The sequence below is a fragment of the Pseudomonas cichorii genome (assembly GCF_003700275.1).
In the GTDB taxonomy this organism is placed as follows: Bacteria; Pseudomonadota; Gammaproteobacteria; order Pseudomonadales; family Pseudomonadaceae; genus Aquipseudomonas; species Aquipseudomonas cichorii_B.
In genome coordinates this window covers 146649-164251 of sequence record NZ_RBRE01000085.1, presented here as the reverse complement: position 1 = coordinate 164251, position 17603 = coordinate 146649, and the positions used below count along the sequence as shown (strand labels likewise).

The window sequence follows — 17603 nt, the reverse complement described above, 5'->3', positions numbered from 1 at the left end:
GGCCAGCACATCACGGCCCTGGTCGTCGGTCCCCAGCAGGTTCTCGCGCGAGGGTGGGGCGGGGGCGGGGACTTTCAGGTCGTAGTTGATGCTCTGGTAGCTGAACGGAATCGGCGCCCACAGGGTCCAGCCGTCCTTTTGCGCCAGCAGTTCCTTGATGTACGGGCTCTTGTAGTTGGCTTCCAGCGGGAATTCGCCGCCAAATGTGGTTTCCGGGTAACGCTTGACGACCGGGAAGAACCATTCGCCGTCATAGCGCACGGCCAGAGGCTTGTCGTTGGCGATCAGTTCGGCGCCCATGCTCAGGCCGAACAGGATGAGGAACAGCCACAGCGACCACCAGCCACGCCTGTTGGCCTTGAAACGCTCGAAGCGGCGGCGATTGAGAGGAGACAGCTTCATATCAATGCTTCCTGCTTTCAAAGTCGATGCGCGGATCCACGAGGGTGTAGGTGAGGTCGCCGATCAATTTCACCAGCAGCCCCAGCAGGGTGAAGATGAACAGGGTGCCGAACACCACCGGATAGTCACGGTTGATGGCCGCCTCGAAGCTCATCAGGCCCAGGCCGTCGAGAGAGAAGATCACCTCCACCAGCAGCGAGCCGGTAAAGAAGATTCCCATGAAGGCTGACGGGAAACCGGCGATCACCAGCAGCATGGCATTGCGGAACACATGGCCGTACAGCACACGGTTATTGCTCAGGCCCTTGGCCTTGGCGGTCACCACGTACTGCTTGCTGATCTCGTCGAGAAAGCTGTTCTTGGTCAGCAGGGTCATGGTGGCGAAGTTGCCGATCACCAGCGCCGTGACCGGCAGCACCAGATGCCAGAAATAATCGCCGATCTTGCCGAGCGTGCTCATCTCGTCGAAGCCGTTGGAGGTCAGGCCACGCAGCGGGAACCAGTTGAAATAGCTGCCACCGGCAAACACCACGATCAGCAGAATGGCAAACAGGAAAGCCGGGATGGCATAACCGACGATGATTGCCGAACTGGTCCAGACATCGAACTGACTGCCATGCCGGGTGGCCTTGGCGATGCCCAGCGGGATCGATACCAGGTACATGATCAGGGTGCTCCATAACCCGAGGGATATGGACACCGGCATCTTCTCGACAATCAGGTCGATCACTTGCGCGTCGCGAAAGAAGCTGTTGCCGAAATCCAGCTGCGCGTAGTTCTTGATCATGATCCACAAGCGTTCCGGTGCCGACTTGTCGAAGCCGTACATGCGCTCGATTTCCTTGATCAGCGCCGGGTCCAGGCCCTGGGCACCGCGATAGTTGGAGCCGGCCACCGAGACTTCCGAACCACCGCCGGCGATGCGGCTGGTGGCGCCATCGAAGCCTTCGATCTTGGCGATCATCTGCTCCACCGGTCCGCCCGGCGCGGCCTGGATGATGATGAAGTTGATGATCAGGATGCCGAACAAGGTCGGAATAATCAGCAGCAGGCGCCGGAAAATATAAGCCAGCATGTTATTGCTCCGTGCTCGCAGGTTCAGGCTGCCCGTTGGCAGGCTGCACGGGAACTGCCGGTTTTGCGTCCGGTTTCGCCCACCAGGTCATGATGCCGATGTCAGACAGTGGTGGAGCCTTGGGATGCTCGATGTGGTCCCAGTAGGCCACGCGCCAGGTCTTGATATGCCAGTTGGGCACCACATAGAAGCCCCACAGCAGAACGCGGTCCATGGCCTTGGTATGGGTGATCAGGTTCTGACGCGAGTCGGCATTGATCAGGCCGTCCACCAGCGTATCGACGGCCGGGTCCTTGAGGCCCATGACGTTGCGGCTGCCAGGGTTGTCGGCGCTGGAGGAGTGGAAGTAGATGCGCTGCTCGTTGCCCGGCGAACTGGACTGCGGGTAGCTGCTGACAATCATCTCGTAGTCCCGCGAGCGCAGGCGATTGATGTACTCCGAGACGTCCACACGGCGAATGTTCAGCTCGATGCCCAGGTCGTTCAGGTTGCGCTTGTAGGGCAGCAGGACCCGCTCGAACTCGGTCTGGGCCAGCAGGAACTCCAGTTTCACCGGGTTGCCCTGAGTGTCCACCATCTTGTCGTTGACGATCTTCCAGCCCGCTTCCTGCAGGAGCTGAAATGCCCGGCGCAACTGCGGGCGGATCATGCCGCTGCCATCGTTGACCGGCAGTTTGAATTCCTCGCTGAAGACCCGGTCCGGGATCTTGCCGCGCAACGGCTCCAGGATCGCCAGTTCTTGCGCCGAAGGCAGGCCGGTCGAGCCCATTTCGGAGTTGTCGAAGTAGCTTTTGGTACGGCTATAGGCACCGTTGAACAGTTGCTTGTTGGTCCACTCGAAATCCAGCAGCAGCGACAGCGCTTCGCGTACCCGCACGTCCTGGAACACCGGTTTGCGCAGGTTGAACACAAAGCCCTGCATACCCGTCGGGTTGCCGTTGGGCAGCTCCTCCTTGATCAGGCGACCGTCCCGCACTGCCGGAGTGTTGTAGGCGGTGGCCCAGTTCTTGGCACTGGTTTCCAGCCAGTAATCGAACTGACCGGCCTTGCCGGCTTCCAGTGCCACGGTGTTGTCGCGGTAGTAATCGGTGGCCAGTACATCGAAGTTGTAGAAGCCCTTGTTGATCGGCAAGTCTTTGGCCCAATAATCCTTGACCCGCTCATAACGCACCGAGCGCCCGGCCTTGACCTCGGCCACCTTGTAGGGGCCGCTGCCCAGTGGCACGTCCAGATTGCTTTTGCTGAAGTCCCGGGTTGCCCAGAAATGCTTGGGCAGGACTGGCAACTGGCCAATGATCAACGGCATTTCACGGTTGTTCTTGTGCTTGAACTTGAACAGCACGCGCAGCGGATCTTCGGCAATCACCTGATCGACGTCGGCGTAGTAACCACGGTACATGGGCGAGCCATGTTTCATCAGGGTCTCGAAACTGAACACCACATCTTCGGCGCGTATCGGATGGCCATCGTGGAAGCGCGCTTCGGGTCGCAGGTAGAAGCGTACCCAGTCATTGTCCGGGGATTTTTCGATCTTGCCGGCGATCAGCCCGTACTCGGTGAACGGTTCATCCAGGCTACGACCGGTCAGGGTGTCGTAGATCAGACTGATATCGTCGGCGGCCACGCCCTTGTTGATGAACGGGTTGAGGCTGTCGAAACTGCCGAAGCCGGCCTGGCGGAAAATCCCGCCTTTGGGCGCGTCGGGGTTCACGTAATCGAAATGCTTGAAGTTGGCCGGGTATTTCGGGGCCTCGTCATACAGCGTCAAGGCGTGCTGGGGAGCCGCCTGGGCAGTGCACACGATACCGGCGAGCAACAGGCCACCAGCCTGCATGAACAGGGAGCGCAACGGGGTCATCGGGTCTTCTCCGGAGTCTTGAGCCACCACGCACGCAGCCCCATGGTGTAGGGCGGGGTGGTGACCATGGCGAATCGATTGCGATAGGCCAGGCGATGATTGTTCAGGTACCAGTTCGGGATGCTGTAATGCTGTGACAGCAGCACGCGATCGAGGGCGCGGGCGGTCGCGACCTGTTCGTCATGGGTCTGGGCGGCCAGCAGTTTATTGAGCAGGCCGTCGACCACCGGGTTGGCGACGCCGGCGTAATTCTTGCTGCCATTGATCGCGGCCTGGCTGGAATGGAAATACTGCCATTGCTCAAGGCCCGGGCTGAGTGTCTGTTGCAGGGTCATGAGGATCATGTCGAAGTCGAAATGATCCAGCCGCTGTTTGTACTGGGCACGATCCACGGTGCGCAGGCTGGCTTCGATGCCGATACGCCGCAGGTCTTCTATATAGGGCTGCAGGATCCGTTCGAGGTTGGGATTGACCAGCAGGATCTCGAACCGCAGCGGCTGTTTGTCGGCATTCAGCAGGCCTTGTTCCGATAGCTTCCAGCCCGCCTTGGCCAGCAGGCCCAGCGCCTTGCGCAGGGTTTCCCGGGGGATGCCGCGGGCATCGGTCTTCGACGGGCTGAACGGCTCGTCGAACAGGCTGGCCGGCAACAGGTCGCGGTAGGGTTCCAGAAGCTCCAGCTCACGGTCGCTGGGCAGGCCCGTCGCGGAAAACTCGCTATTGGGGTAGTAACTGGTGGACCGATCATAGGCATCACTGAACAGGGTGCGGTTGGTCCACTCGAAATTGAACATCAGCCCCAGCGCCTCACGCACCCGGATATCGGCAAAATTGCCGCGCCGGGTGTTCATGAACAGGCCCTGGGTCTGGGTCGGGATCTTGTGCGGGATCTGCGCCTTGATGACCTGGCCGTTGGCAACTGCCGGGAAGTTGTAGCCGTTGGCCCAGTTCTTGGCCTGGTGTTCTATATAGATGTCGAATTCGCCGGCCTTGAAGGCCTCGAAAGCCACGTCGCTGTCGCGGTAGAACTCCACTTCGACGCGATCGAAGTTGTATTTGCCGCGATTGACCGGCAGGTCCTTGCCCCAGTAATCCTTGACGCGCTCGAAGACCAGTTGGCGCCCCGGTTGCACGCGGGTAATGCGATAAGGGCCGCTGCCCAGTGGCGGCTCGAAGGTCGTGGCCTTGAAGTCGCGGTCTTTCCAGTAATGCTGTGGCAGCACCGCCAGCTCACCCAGGCGCAGGATCAGCAGAGGGTTGCCGGAGCGCTTGAAGACAAAGCGGATGCGGTGGCGATTGAGAATGTCGACCCGCTGCACTTCCTGCAGGGCGGTGCGGTATTGCGGATGTCCATCCTTGAGCAGCGTGCGGTAGGAAAAGGCAACGTCATAGGCGGTGATCGGCTTGCCATCATGAAAGCGCGCCTGCGGTCGCAGGTTGAACACCACCCAGCTGCGGTCTTCGCTGAACTCCACCGACTGTGCAATCAGGCCGTAACTGGAGGTCGGCTCATCGCCGGACGGGTCGTACTGGCCGGTGCCGACCATCAGCGGTTCGTTCAGCTCGTTGACGCCGTATTGCAGGAAGTTGCCGGTCGAAACCGGGCTGGTGCCCTTGAACGTGTAAGGATTGAGGGTATCGAACGTGCCGAAGGCCATCATTCGCAGGGTGCCGCTCTTCGGCGCCTCGGGATTGACCCAGTCGAAATGAGTGAAGCTGGTCGGGTACTTGAGAACACCAAATTGCGCATAGCCATGGCTTTCGCTGATGGCGGCGTTGGCACAGAAGCTCAAGACCAGACAGATGAACAGCAGGAAGGGACGTATCACGATCCAGACGGCTTGGGCTTTTGGGTCGCTAACAGTAACAGCTTGTCCGGGCAGGAAAAAGACCGCAGGCACTGCAAGAGCTGGCCACGTGCCCCGAGATTGAACAGGGCAAGTGGCCGACGCCATCAATGAGGCAGGTAGACAGTCAGGGTCTGGCCGGGTTTGAGGGCCTGACCGGTGCGCGGATTCCAGCGCTTGAGGTGCTTCATCTCGACGTTGAAGCGCTTGGCGACCAGATACATCGAGTCGCCTTTCTGGATCTTGTACTGCATGGATTTTCTGTCGCTGGTATCAGCGTCAGCACTGGCCGTGGCGGTCTTGCCCGCCCTGGCAGCCTGCACGATCAGCGTCTGGCCGATCTTGAGCTTGTTGCCGGAAAGCTTGTTCCAGCGCTGCAACTCTTCGACATCAACCTTGTGCGCCTGGGCAATGGTCGTCAGGTTGTCGCCATTCCTGACCTTGTAGCTGCGACCGGAAACCGGCTTGTCATTGCTGGCCAGCGCCTCGAACACCGGTTGCGAAGACTTCATGCCCGGTTGCAGCGGTACGCTCAGGGATTGACCCGCCCTGAGCCGGTTGCCATCCAGATTGTTGTTGCTCTTGAGGGCGCTGACCGTCACCTGATAGCGGCTGGCAATGCTTTCCAGCGTATCGCCACGGCGCACGCGGTAAGGCTGCCAGGCAGTCAGCTCTTCCGGCTTCATGGCCGACAGGCTGGCGGTCAACAGCTGCGCCTTGGAGGTCGGCACCAGCAGATGCTGGGGACCGTCGATGGTCAGGCGCTTCTTGAAGGCCGGGTTGAGCTGAATGAGTTCGTCTTCGTCGATATTGGCCAGGCTCGCGACCTTGGACAGGTCGACGCGCTTGTTGAGTTCGACGACTTCAAAGTAGGGCTCGTTGGCAATCGGGTTCAGGTTGACGCCATAGGCATCCGGCGACAGTACGACCTGTGACAGGGCCAGCAGCTTGGGCACGTAGTCGCGGGTTTCCTGAGGCAGTGGCAGGTTCCAGTAATCGGTGGGCAGGCCGAGCTTTTCGTTGCGCTCGATGGCGCGGCTGACCGTGCCTTCGCCGGCATTGTAGGCCGCCAGGGCCAGCAGCCAGTCACCGTTGAACATGTCATGCAGGCGGGTCAGGTAATCCATGGCTGCCACAGTGGACGCCTGGATATCGCGGCGCCCGTCATAGAAGCTGGTCTGGCGCAGGTTGAAGTAGCGCCCCGTGGACGGGATGAACTGCCACAGGCCGACGGCCTGGCTGCGCGAGATGGCCATCGGGTTGTAGGCGCTTTCGATGACCGGCAGCAGGGCCAGTTCGAGCGGCATGTTGCGCTCTTCGAGGCGCTCTACGATGTAGTGCATGTACAGGCTGCCGCGCTCACCCGCATTTTCCAGAAAGGACGGGTTGTTGGCGAACCACAGGCGCTGCTGATCGATTCTCGGGTTCTGATCGTTGTTCTGTTGCAACTGGAAGCCCTGGCGCATACGTTCCCACATGTCCTGGGGCGCAGCTGCCGCGTTTGGCTTCTGGGTGATGAAGATCGGTTTCTGCTTGATACCGGTGGCCAGGTTGGGCGAGCGGTAAGTGCTGCTGGGCTCCACATGATTTGTGGTCTGGCAGCCTGCCAGTAATGCGCTCACAGCGACGGCCACGGCTTGAGCCAGCCGAGTCAATGCGTCCGAATTAAGGTGTTTTTGTGTAAATGACGACATTGGCTGGGGGGGACTTCCAGGCGAAAATGTCGGGCGATTCTAGAAAGCGTCCCCCCAACGGTCAACCTTTCAGAATTTTCGTGCCGATTTTACGGGCTTTAGAACGTATCTTTCCAAGCCCTCAAGCTAGCAAAAACCTCGCTCGGCAAGCGGTTTTCACGGCCGCTCCGTTCGTCCGCTTTTTCTTTAACAGATGTTTCCTCGACCCTTAGAAAGGGGTTGGTGCGTCTTTCCAGAGCTAGATTTGAAGGCAGGCTGATGCGATTTTCGCTGCGCCACTGACTGACTTGAGCAAGGCGTTCGGCGATATCCCGGTTATCGGGCTCCACCGCCTGGGCGAAACGCAGGTTGCTCAGGGTGTACTCATGGGCGCAGTAGATCAGCGTACTGTCGGGCATGGCGGCCAGACGGCTCAGGGATTCGTGCATCTGTTGCGGCGTACCTTCAAACAGACGCCCGCAGCCCGCTGCGAACAGAGTGTCACCACTGAACAGCAGGGGAGCCCGGGAGTCATGATGATAGAAGGCTATATGACCCAGGGTGTGGCCCGGTACCGCATGGATCGCGAAATCCAGACCCAGAACGGATACCCTGTCGTTGTCCACCAGCGCGATATCCCGGGCCGGGATGTTTTCCGTGGCCGGACCGAGCACTCTGGCACCGCTGGCCTGCTTGAGCTGGACCACGCCACCGACATGGTCGGGGTGATGGTGGGTAATCAGGATGTCGGTCAGTTGCCAGCCGGGGTTCTGCTCCAGCCAGGCGAGTACCGGCGCGGCATCGCCCGGATCGACCACGGCACAGCGCTGGCTGGAAAGGTCTTGTAACAACCAGATGTAGTTGTCGTTGAAAGCGGGAAGAGGGTGGACCTGTATCATCTCGAAGTTCGCATAGCAGTAAACAATGAGTCATCTTAGTCCGTGATCTGGTTGCAAGCGAACACTCGAAGGAGACCGTATATGACCGATGAAGCGTTCGCCCAGGCCGATCCTGAATGGCTGGCCTTGATCCAGGCCGCCCGCGCATGGCTGTCCGGGCCGTTGGGGCAACTCCTGCTCGAAGAGGAACGCCGGGTTCTCGAAGACGAACTGGGGCGCTACTTCGGTGGCTATCTTGTGCATTACGGACCGTCTGCCGAAAACCCGCCGGTTGCGCCGCAGGTGCAGCGCAATGTCCGGCTCGGCGCACCCTTGCCCGGCGTTGAGATCGTCTGTGAAGAGGAAGCCTGGCCATTGAGCGAGCACGCCGCCGATGTGGTGGTCCTGCAGCATGGTCTGGATTTCTGCCTCTCGCCCCATGGTCTGCTGCGCGAGGCCGCCAGCAGCGTCAGGCCGGGCGGGCACCTCCTTATTATCGGTATCAACCCCTGGAGTACCTGGGGTTTTCGGCATTTCTTCGCTCGCGATGCCTTGCGCAAGGCACGCTGCATTTCACCGTCCCGGGTCGCCGACTGGCTGAACCTGCTGGGCTTCGCGCTGGAGAAGCGACGCTTCGGATGCTATCGTCCACCTCTTTCATCTACGGCATGGCAGGCACGCCTGGCAGGACTGGAAAGTCTTGGCGAGGGTCGGCAAAGCCCCGGTGGCGGCTTCTATCTATTGGTTGCCCGCAAACTGGTGGTGGGCCTGCGGCCTTTGCGTCAGGTTCGTCGCGAGCCGATGGGCAAGCTGATCCCGCTGCCGATGGCCAAGGTCAACAGGAACACCCTGGAGCCCTGAGAGCCGGGCCTGTCGCCCAAACAAGTCCCTTGATTCTGGAACGGTTGTAATGAGCGAAAGCGTTGAACTCTTCACTGATGGTGCCTGCAAGGGCAATCCTGGCCCGGGCGGCTGGGGCGCACTGCTCGTTTACAAGGGGGTCGAAAAGGAATTGTGGGGCGGCGAGGCCAATACCACCAACAACCGCATGGAACTGACCGGCGCCATTCGCGGCCTGGAAGAACTCAAGCGTCCCTGCGAAGTGACCCTGGTGACCGACTCGCAATACGTCATGAAGGGCATCACCGAGTGGATGACCAACTGGAAGAAACGCGGCTGGAAGACAGCAGCCAAGGAGCCGGTCAAGAATGCCGACCTCTGGCAACAGCTGGACGAACAGGTCAGCCGCCATACCGTGAAGTGGCAATGGGTACGTGGCCATATCGGCCATCCTGGCAACGAGCGGGCCGACCAGTTGGCCAACCGGGGCGTGGATGAGGTCCGCGGGATCAAGCATGGTTAACGCCTGCCGATGAGTTGAATGATTCATCGGGGAGTGTGCCATGTGGACAAAGGCGTCGACGAAAGGTCTTTAATGGCTAAATGTCATGGCTAGGTAGTGCTTTTTCGTTGTGATAGCCTAGCTGCAACAGTGAGTTCCTATTTCATTTTTGAGCTTTTTGCCATTATGAACGGTCAGCGCGCACAAAACCTTAGCTATGCAGAAATCATGAGCCTCAAGAGCGAGGCTCGTGACCGGCAGGTTAGCGCTGTTTATGCAGCCGATGAGCAGTCGCTTGAAAACGCCGGCAACATGATAAAAGCGGTGTTGCGTGGCTCGGGAAATATTGCCCGCCCGCGACGGTTTACTGCTGCCACTAATTGATTATCAGTGTCCTCTACCTTGGTGCCAGTTGAAGGCACGCCCCCTTTCGACGTATTAGAGCGTTCAAGGCTGTTTGCCTTTCTGCTGGATTTGATCCGGCGCGTCTATCGACCCTCCTTGGAAAAAGCTGTGACCGACTATGGTCTGGTCATTGTTGGCGGACAGTCGCTCACACTTTGGGCAAGGCAATACCTCATTGATGAAATGACTGGTGAGGATGTGGCATTCGTCGCCAGTGATGATCTCGATTTCATTGGCAATCCGGCCTCGATTGATTATTGCGCAAAGCAGTTGGGCATAGAGTTCAAGAAGGCTTCCATTGATGATCACACGCCTAACCTTGCTGTTGCGTATATCGATTGGGGGCCGGACGACAAAGAGGTAGTGGTTGATATACTCGGCGCGGAAGGCGTAGCAGGAATTTCAAATCGTGAGATCTTCAAGTATCTCGCGGTTGTAGATGTCGACGGGGTGGAAGTTGCGGTGATTGATCCGATCACATGCATCAAGTCGCGTGTGGCAAACCTGTTTGCCTACTGGCAATCCGATCGCAAACGCGAGGCGGTGAGGGTAAGAACGGCGATTCGCGCCACGTATTATTATCTCTTGGAGATACTGGGGCATGAAGGGTATAGAGCCGTAGCTCCACACATTCGCCGAATCAGGAAATATGCCACGTGCCGTCAGGGACGCCGTCTTTATATTGAGCATGGCATCGATGTGCTCAAGGCTATTCCAAATGATCCCACGGGATTTCCGGGAAACTATATCGAGATCGGACATCCAAGATTGGTGCAGGCTGTTGCGTGTATCCGGGGAAGGAAGATCGAACATTACAAGCAATATACTCCCGGTGCGATCCATGTGAGCCATCTGGATGGTGTTGTCTGCGATCCACGCTAGTCCTCTGCCCTGGTTGGTTTCACCCCGAGGAAATAAGCTGCTGCTCATGTAGTCAATACGTATTCAGCACATTTGAAGGCTGGTTCGCAGAGCCCCGGCAGGGCAAGCACAGTTGTAATCCTGCCCAGCATGCTAAGATTTGCGCCTGGACAAGAGGCAACAGTCAATGTCATTGCAAAACACAGATAACAGATCCGTAGTACTCGATACCGAAACCACCGGTATGCCTGTCACCGACGGTCACCGCATCATCGAGATCGGTTGCGTCGAGTTGATCGGCCGCCGCCTGACCGGGCGGCATTTTCACGTCTATCTGCAACCGGATCGCGAGAGTGATGAAGGTGCGATTGGCGTTCACGGTATCACCAACGAATTCCTGGTCGGCAAGCCACGCTTTGCCGAAGTCGCCGATGAATTCTTCGAGTTCATCAAGGGCGCGCGGCTGATCATCCATAACGCGGCGTTCGACGTTGGTTTCATCAACAACGAATTCGCCTTGATGGGCGCGCACGACAAAACCGATATCACCCAGCATTGTTCGGTACTCGATACGCTGTTGATGGCGCGTGAGCGTCATCCAGGCCAGCGCAACAGCCTCGATGCCTTGTGCAAGCGCTATGGCGTGGACAACTCGGGTCGTGAGCTGCACGGCGCGTTGCTCGACTCCGAGATTCTGGCCGACGTCTATCTGGCCATGACCGGTGGGCAGACCAGTCTTTCCCTGGCTGGCAATGCCAGCGATGGCGATGGCTCGGGAGGCGGTAGCGCCAATCGTGGCAGTGAGATCCGTCGCCTGTCCGGTCGCGAGCCATCGCGCATCATTCGCGCAACCGAAAGCGAGCTGGCCGAGCACGAAGCGCGTCTGGCGATCATCGCCAAGGCAGCCGGAGCACCTGCGTTGTGGACTCAGTTGCAGGAAGCCAAGGCTCAGGCCTCGTCCTGATCGGGCAACGGTTTGCCCCCCAAAGGCAGTGCTGAGATGACTGTAGCGAATCCATCCCTGAGCATTCGTGTCGCAGACGAATGCTTCGAGGACTATATCCTCAACAGCGAATTCACCTTCATGGTGCGCGGCTATGCCCGGGTTGTCGTGGGGCAGAGTGTCGAATCCTGGGAGGTCGATGCCGTAGAGCCTTACCTCAAGAACTACGGCATCGATTCACAGGAGTTCTGTGACTACCGTGACGCCGCCGACAGTACGGTGCTGGTCGCCTGGCAGGGCGAGCAGGCAGTCGGGCATGTGGTGCTCAGTACCCACTGGAACGGCTTTGCCCATATCGATGAACTGGCGGTAGACGAGTCGGCACGGCGTAGCGGGGTTGCCCGTTCATTGCTGGATGTCGCGCAGTTCTGGAGCCGACAGCGCAAGCTGCCGGGGATCATGCTCGAAACCCAGAACAATAACCTGGCAGCCTGCCGGTTGTATGAACGATGCGGCTATGTGGTGGGCGGTTTCGATCACATGCGTTACCGCAGCATTGATCCGCAGACCCGTGAAACAGCGATTTTCTGGTATCTGATCTTTCCCGAATAAGCCAGATCATCATCTGGCTCCCGTCGCGGGCAGCCCCTCCCACAAACGGTTTTGATTTACGGGATACGGGTCATCTTCACGCCTGTCTGCACCAGCTCAAAATCATCCCCGCCCAAATGGTTGACCCGGTCGCCGATTGCCAGGCGATAAGTGATTACTGGCTCCTTGCCGTTAGCCTCATCTGGCTGTGATTCCTGGAATTCATGCACCGGATAGATACGGCCATCCGCATCTCTTGCATGAAACTGTCCGACGAGAACTGAAGCCATTTGCTTTGTAACCTCTGAAAAACCACTGATTTTGCATTGGTGAATGCAGCCCTGTAGACCGCTGATTAAACAGTGAGTTTTCCGCTCGCGAAAAAATAGTCATGAATCTGACGCAGCGGTAAAGCATTGCCATATATATGGCAGTCGCCGACCGGCTCATCGATAAGCTCGTTTTCCTTCATTCCCTGTTTCAAGCCCTTGCAGTGGGGAATTATCACAAGAGGAAAATGGCTTATGCCTGCATCAACTGCCCCGTATTTCTACAGCGAGTCGCTCAAGCGCCGCTTCGCCCAGAGCCTGAATGAAGCTGTCAGCGACAGTCTGATCAGTATTCATGAGTGCCAATGGCTTAAACGCCTGGTCGAGACCTCGAACGAGATCGAGAACACCCAGCCGTTGCCCAGGGTCGACAGGCTGGTCATGGACGACGGCTCTTCGCTTCACGCCGAGCTGGCCTCGGCATTGATGTTCAGTGACCCGGTGAATGTCGATGGCCCGGTCTTTCTAAGCACGCTGTTGTTTGGCATTGAGCGTTTCGAGAGCCGCATCACCTTGCTGCAACTGTTGAATCAGCGTTATGCCCGCAGCGAACATCTGCCGCTGCAACTGGATGTCGAGTTGATCGAAGGTCCCTTGTTCGAGCAGCAGATGACGACGATTCTTCAGCATCAGATGGAGCATCTGGCGGTCTTGTCCGATCGCCTGTATCAATTACCTGCCTTGCAGAGTGTGCTTGTGCACTCATTGCAGGAGAACCTGCGCACGCAACTGCCTGACTCCCCCGTCAATGTGTTCAGGGACATGGTGCAGACCATCGATGTCTCTGCTCCGTCGCCCAACAGCCCGATAGATTCGCCTGTTCTGGATGTGCAGTATCTTGCGGGTGCGGTGTTGAGCGAGTACGACGCTATGGAGAAGCCCTCGACGCTGGAGCGGCGTTTCCTGGCGCCCGATGGCCAGGTGCTTTCTGCGCAGCAGGCTCTGCCTTACGTCCAGGCCCTGACCCAAAGCATACAAACGCTACCGGCGGCTTATGAAAAGCAGCTTGCCGATTACTGGGAGCGCGTGCAGGAAGACGGCTGGACGATGAAGGCGTTCGCAGGCTACGCGCTGGCCGAAGCCTATCGTCAGAAACTGGTGTTGGCCCAGGAGAACGGGACCTTGACTGCGTTCGAGTGCCGTCGGTTGCGAACCCTGTTGCCATCGCCCAGCGCCCCTCCTGACAGGCAGTGGGTGCGGGTGCACAGGATTGCGGTCAGTGTCGATGGGCTTGGTCCGGTCAAGCTGGTCGGGATTCTGCTGGTCAGGTTCATCGCCGGCTCATTGCCTGGCTTCTACATGTTTTCGGTGATGAAAGGGTTTCGTCGCTTTGCCAGTGAGCAAGCAGTCGCCGAACATTTCGCCACGCCAGAGGGACGTGCCGAACTTCTGTATTGCTCCTCCTTGAACGATCATGGCTTATTGAGTGAGCCAGGCCGTTTACAGATAAAGCTGGATATCATCGAGCACTCGCTGTTTGTCGAGCATGTCGGTTCGATCATTGCCCTGCAGAAGCGAAACCTGGCTTATGTCCTGGGCTTGCCTTCAGCTTCCCATCGTCTGGCCAGCGTCCAGATTGACGATGCCCTGGATATTCGTGGTCTGCTGGATAATCGGCTGTACAACCTTCACGACTCGGGACGCTGGCGTCCTGCTGTTTCTGCCCAGGAGCAGAGCCTGGGCCTGAGCAGGATTCCACAAGGCCTGTTCGTCGACAGAATGTTCGACAGTGACGGTCTGGCATCATGGGGCGAACAACTGCATGAAATGGATGATCTGGTCCGTTTTCTGGGACAGTTGCACGGCGGTCTGGCCAGTTGCATACGTCATGCCCTGAACCGCTATCTGGCCATTGCCGACAATCCTGACCTCGATGCCCGCAGATTATGGGTACATGTTTCCGGCAAGGGGGCCAGAAACCTGCTTTCCCTGGTGCTTGAAAAGCTCGTCAAGGCCGATTCACGTGCCTGGCCCGATGGCCGGGTACTGAATGATTCATCGGTTGAAGCTGTTTCAGGCACGGTCAGTCTATTGCCGGTTCACCTGCTCGAACAAGTGACCGCCCTGGTGCTACGCGATTTTGCTGCCTTGTATGATTTGCAGCTCACCCGCTTTTACTACCGCCCCGTGAGGTTGCTCGATACCCGGATTTACCCCGGCTTACTGTCGGAATTCGTGCGTGAGCGGGCGCTGCGTCTTGAGTTGAACATGGAGCGCCGTCGCAACAATCTCGATTCGGAGGCTCTGGACATGTTGCAACAGGTGCTGGACAGGCCTGTGCGTCGATTGCGGGAAGTATTCGGAAATCGCTGTGTCGACGTTCATACCCTTTCGCTCAGGCTTGAAGGCGAATTGCAGAGTATTCCCCTGACCAATACGTTTGCGTTGTGTGATTCGTCTCCCCGCCCTCAATACCTTATGTGGGCCCTGCATATCGGGGCGAGAGTATTCGATTCCAGCCAGGATATGGAGGTCCTGATCAATGACTGGCTCGGGCGCATCGACCATCGCAACTATGTGCTGGATCTGATGAGCGAGCCGGATCAAATCAGGGTTCGTCGTTATTGTGAAGCGCGTGAGGCACCCAGGGTTGTACTGCAGCTGGAGCGCGTCGACTATCACTTCACCCAGGTGCTGGAAAGTGGCGAAAGTGAACGCCTGCGCCAGAAATGCATCGGCATGTACCAGCGAGCGCGTACCTGGTCGCTTGAGCCCGAGCAGTTTGGCAATGCTCTGGACGTGACGGAGCGTGAAGACAACAAACGCCTGATCGTGGGGCGGCTGGGCGTCATATTGCAAATGATGCAGGGCGATGAGCTGCTTTCCAAGTGGATCAAGGATGCCTCCACTGATGACCAGATAACCCTGCTGGAAATATGGCAGCGTTTCTATGCCATCCATGATCCGCGCAAGGATTTCCTGTTTGATGTTCCCGATCTTAGCGACTATGCCCGGCAACAGTTGGCCGAGAGGCTGGAAGCTGACTTTCCGGGACAGAAACTCCTGCCCGAACAGGTGATAGTGACCCTCACCCATTACACACCTGTACCGGCTGCGCCGGGCGAAGTGCCGCAGGCGCTGCCTGCCGCCACGTCACGGGTCAGGGAAAACCTGATCGACTTTTCCATTGACCGGCTCTTCGCCGCTCAGAATGGTGTCATTTCTGTCTCGCTTGAAGGCGGGAAGGTGCCCGATGTTTCGTTGACGGAGAAGTACATCCGCAATCTGGTTCGCTCGCTGGATGTCGCCTCGAGCTACCGCCTGATGGTGGGGCAGAAGCTCGATGAAAAAGCGAATGATTATGCGCTGCGCCAAGAGTATTACATCGATCAGATACCCTCTTATGAGCTGTTACGGGCTTTTCAGCTCAAACTCATGAATCGCCTGACTCTGGAGGGTTATGACGCCATCGAAAGTGTGATGACCATGCCTGACGGTATCGCCCGCGTACCGTTCAAGGGGCGGGACATCATCATCAGCCCCTTGCAATTGTTGCGTGCCGATTCGGGGTGGGCGCCGGACAATGTCACTGGTGTCTATGTCATCGCCCCCAAGGTTCCCCAGCAAGGTCCGTGGCTGCTGTATTCGATGCTCAACAGTGAGTTTTCGATCAAGGAGTATGCCGACCGGGATGCCCTGTTGGCCGATATCCACACCTCCAGCACTCTGCAGAGCTTTATCCTCAGTCGCCTTGACCGAAATGTACGGCATGTCTACGACAATGGCGGATTTCAGGAACCGCACCTGCCGTTCAGCGCCGAGTCTTCCATGGATGTTCCCTGGTCACGGCCTGCACCGGTGCAGATCAGCATCACGCCTTATCAGGGCAGCGCCCTGCAATTGTTGTTTCGGGGCACGCTTGAGGCCTTCAAGATGCTCATTCTCGAAGACAGCGTGAGCAATGCCGAGAGTGATCGGGCCGCCAGGTATTACCTGCTGGGCCTGTTGAGTGAGCAGATATTGTCGTTCATGCCGGGCCGGCTGGGCGCGCTGGTGGGCGTCTGGCAAAGCCGGACCCTGTTTCAGGCCTCGCTTCACGCTGTTGCAGATCAGCACTGGGGCAAGGCTGCCTCGGAGTTTACGGCAGCGCTGAGCATGGCGATTGCCGCCCGCAAGAATTCTCAGGAGGATATCGCCGATCAGATCGAGGAGCCCGAAGACATCCTGGAGTTTGTAGAGACGCCGATGGCGTTTCGTTGGGGCAACGATGTGCTCTCCTCGGAGATGCAAGGGCGTCTGCGCCAGCTTGAAGTCCGGGATGTGGCCTTGAGCGATTTGCACAAGGACAACCTGCTCAATACCTACCGCGATGAACAGCTCCTCAAGGAGTATGTGGCGATTGACGGCAAGGTTTATCAGGTCGAGTTGAGTGAGGGCAGTTGGGTCATCGTCGGCAGTGATAGACGTGGCCCGAAAATCAAACTCAATGAACGGCAACAATGGGAGCTGGATTTTTCTACCGGCCTCAAGGGCGGTGGTGTGGCGCTGAGCCGGTTTCAAAGCTTGATTATCAATCTGGATATCGACAGATACATTGTGGTTGAGGCCAAGGGGATCTCCGAGATTCGCCAGGTGTTCCGCGACCGTGCCGAGTTGATCAAGGAAGGGCATGATCAGGCTCGCAAATATCTGGAAAATGCCCTGGATAATCTCAAGGCGAATCCTGTCGCAGGCATTGATCCACGGAGCGAGCGCATCATCTCCGAGTTTTTCGGAGAGCCTGCTCCGGATCGAAACCTGATTGCTTTCGTCCGACAGACCCTGGCCATGTTGTACGGTAGCCTCATGGACCCTTCGCTTTCGCCCCATGATTCCAACCGTTTTGTAGTCGGCATCAACCGGCTCGCCAACCAGAACTCTTCGGCATTCGTATTCGTCAACGATCCCCTGAAGCGGCTGTTTCTGACCGAGAAGTTCTTTCGCCTGCCTTACTATCGACTCAAGGTTTCAGCGCTTCGTACCAGAGAGTTCAACCTTGGTCCGCATTACCGCGGCACGATTCTGCTGCATGAGCTTTCTCACCTGTGCCTGGATACGGAAGATATTGCCTATGTCGACTCCCACGCGCCGTTCGTGGATCTTCTGGATGGAGCCATTGGCTACAGAAACCGTATCAAGGATGAAGTGATAGCCGCACAGCAGGAATCCCTTTCCATGCGAACCGAACGCAGCAAACTGTTCTCGCAGATGGAGAATGGGGCGATCAGGGATCTGAAGCGTAGCGATGGCGGGGCAAAGGCGGCTGTATTGCGCATTACCGGCAAACGAACCCTGCCGGAAGCGCGAGATGTTTTTTATACGAACTCGCATGTGCGCAGTCAGATCATTCTGAAAAATGCCGATTCGGTGGCCTTGCTGACGACCTTGCTGGGACGGGTGAATTTCGCTTCCGTACCTTGATT

Annotated in this window: 13 protein-coding genes and 1 pseudogene; 7 read left to right on the top strand and 7 right to left on the bottom strand. The window is 57.8% G+C overall.

What is annotated here, in order from left to right; translation table 11 throughout:
- The 6 genes and pseudogenes from ALQ04_RS22980 to gloB form a co-directional block, all read right to left on the bottom strand.
- Nucleotides 1–402, bottom strand: a pseudogene (locus ALQ04_RS22980) (ABC transporter permease); the annotation flags it as partial.
- A gap of 1 nt (nucleotide 403) precedes the next feature.
- On the bottom strand, nucleotides 404–1477 hold the full coding sequence (locus ALQ04_RS22975; protein ID WP_122318017.1) for a microcin C ABC transporter permease YejB: 1074 nt from the start codon (nucleotides 1475–1477) through the stop codon (nucleotides 404–406).
- 1 nt (nucleotide 1478) lies between these two features.
- Nucleotides 1479–3335, bottom strand: a complete 1857-nt coding sequence (locus tag ALQ04_RS22970) for an extracellular solute-binding protein (RefSeq protein WP_122318016.1) — start codon at nucleotides 3333–3335, stop codon at nucleotides 1479–1481.
- Nucleotides 3332–5161 carry an extracellular solute-binding protein gene (locus tag ALQ04_RS22965; protein ID WP_122318015.1) on the bottom strand — a complete coding sequence of 610 codons (1830 nt, stop codon included), beginning with the start codon at nucleotides 5159–5161 and terminating at the stop codon, nucleotides 3332–3334. The genes ALQ04_RS22970 and ALQ04_RS22965 overlap by 4 nt, the downstream gene beginning before the upstream one ends.
- 125 nt (nucleotides 5162–5286) lie before the next feature.
- Nucleotides 5287–6873 carry a LysM peptidoglycan-binding domain-containing protein gene (locus ALQ04_RS22960; protein WP_122318014.1) on the bottom strand — a complete coding sequence of 529 codons (1587 nt, stop codon included), beginning with the start codon at nucleotides 6871–6873 and terminating at the stop codon, nucleotides 5287–5289.
- Between the two features lie 98 nt (nucleotides 6874–6971).
- Complete coding sequence (gene gloB / locus ALQ04_RS22955) at nucleotides 6972–7751, bottom strand: hydroxyacylglutathione hydrolase (protein ID WP_122318013.1); 780 nt, start codon at nucleotides 7749–7751, stop codon at nucleotides 6972–6974.
- Nucleotides 7752–7832: 81 nt separating this feature from the next.
- Between gloB and ALQ04_RS22950 the strand changes: the two genes are divergently transcribed.
- The 6 genes from ALQ04_RS22950 (at nucleotide 7833) to ALQ04_RS22925 (ending at nucleotide 11893) form a co-directional block, all read left to right on the top strand.
- Complete coding sequence (locus tag ALQ04_RS22950) at nucleotides 7833–8591, top strand: class I SAM-dependent methyltransferase (RefSeq protein ID WP_122318012.1); 759 nt, start codon at nucleotides 7833–7835, stop codon at nucleotides 8589–8591.
- 49 nt (nucleotides 8592–8640) lie between these two features.
- Nucleotides 8641–9093 carry a ribonuclease HI gene (rnhA, locus tag ALQ04_RS22945; protein ID WP_122318011.1) on the top strand — a complete coding sequence of 151 codons (453 nt, stop codon included), beginning with the start codon at nucleotides 8641–8643 and terminating at the stop codon, nucleotides 9091–9093.
- Nucleotides 9094–9222: 129 nt separating this feature from the next.
- Nucleotides 9223–9456, top strand: coding sequence for a hypothetical protein (locus tag ALQ04_RS22940; protein WP_147466626.1), 234 nt, complete (start codon nucleotides 9223–9225; stop codon nucleotides 9454–9456).
- 6 nt (nucleotides 9457–9462) lie between these two features.
- Nucleotides 9463–10359, top strand: coding sequence for a hypothetical protein (locus tag ALQ04_RS22935; RefSeq protein WP_259645072.1), 897 nt, complete (start codon nucleotides 9463–9465; stop codon nucleotides 10357–10359).
- A gap of 166 nt (nucleotides 10360–10525) precedes the next feature.
- Nucleotides 10526–11302 (top strand): DNA polymerase III subunit epsilon, encoded by a 777-nt coding sequence (dnaQ, locus tag ALQ04_RS22930; RefSeq protein WP_122318009.1) that lies wholly within the window; start codon nucleotides 10526–10528, stop codon nucleotides 11300–11302.
- Nucleotides 11303–11338: 36 nt separating this feature from the next.
- Entirely contained in the window at nucleotides 11339–11893 is a 555-nt protein-coding gene (locus ALQ04_RS22925) for a GNAT family N-acetyltransferase (RefSeq protein ID WP_122318008.1), read from the top strand.
- A gap of 56 nt (nucleotides 11894–11949) precedes the next feature.
- On the opposite strand, the gene ALQ04_RS22920 is transcribed toward ALQ04_RS22925, so the two are convergent.
- Nucleotides 11950–12162, bottom strand: coding sequence for a hypothetical protein (locus ALQ04_RS22920; RefSeq protein WP_122318007.1), 213 nt, complete (start codon nucleotides 12160–12162; stop codon nucleotides 11950–11952).
- Nucleotides 12163–12396: 234 nt separating this feature from the next.
- Here ALQ04_RS22920 and ALQ04_RS22915 point away from each other — a divergent pair, with 234 nt between their 5' ends.
- On the top strand, nucleotides 12397–17601 hold the full coding sequence (locus ALQ04_RS22915) for a dermonecrotic toxin domain-containing protein (RefSeq protein WP_122318006.1): 5205 nt from the start codon (nucleotides 12397–12399) through the stop codon (nucleotides 17599–17601).
- Nucleotides 17602–17603: the final 2 nt, after the last annotated feature.

Excerpts from the sequence above, each read along its gene's own strand:
- ALQ04_RS22975 (WP_122318017.1), bottom strand. The coding sequence starts at position 1,477 with ATGCTGGCTTATATTTTCCGGCGCCTGCTGCTGATTATTCCGACCTTG.
- ALQ04_RS22970 (WP_122318016.1), bottom strand. The coding sequence starts at position 3,335 with ATGACCCCGTTGCGCTCCCTGTTCATGCAGGCTGGTGGCCTGTTGCTC.
- ALQ04_RS22960 (WP_122318014.1), bottom strand. The coding sequence starts at position 6,873 with ATGTCGTCATTTACACAAAAACACCTTAATTCGGACGCATTGACTCGG.
- gloB (WP_122318013.1), bottom strand. The coding sequence starts at position 7,751 with ATGATACAGGTCCACCCTCTTCCCGCTTTCAACGACAACTACATCTGG.
- ALQ04_RS22950 (WP_122318012.1), top strand. The coding sequence starts at position 7,833 with ATGACCGATGAAGCGTTCGCCCAGGCCGATCCTGAATGGCTGGCCTTG.
- rnhA (WP_122318011.1), top strand. The coding sequence starts at position 8,641 with ATGAGCGAAAGCGTTGAACTCTTCACTGATGGTGCCTGCAAGGGCAAT.
- dnaQ (WP_122318009.1), top strand. The coding sequence starts at position 10,526 with ATGTCATTGCAAAACACAGATAACAGATCCGTAGTACTCGATACCGAA.
- ALQ04_RS22925 (WP_122318008.1), top strand. The coding sequence starts at position 11,339 with ATGACTGTAGCGAATCCATCCCTGAGCATTCGTGTCGCAGACGAATGC.
- ALQ04_RS22920 (WP_122318007.1), bottom strand. The coding sequence starts at position 12,162 with ATGGCTTCAGTTCTCGTCGGACAGTTTCATGCAAGAGATGCGGATGGC.
- ALQ04_RS22915 (WP_122318006.1), top strand. The coding sequence starts at position 12,397 with ATGCCTGCATCAACTGCCCCGTATTTCTACAGCGAGTCGCTCAAGCGC.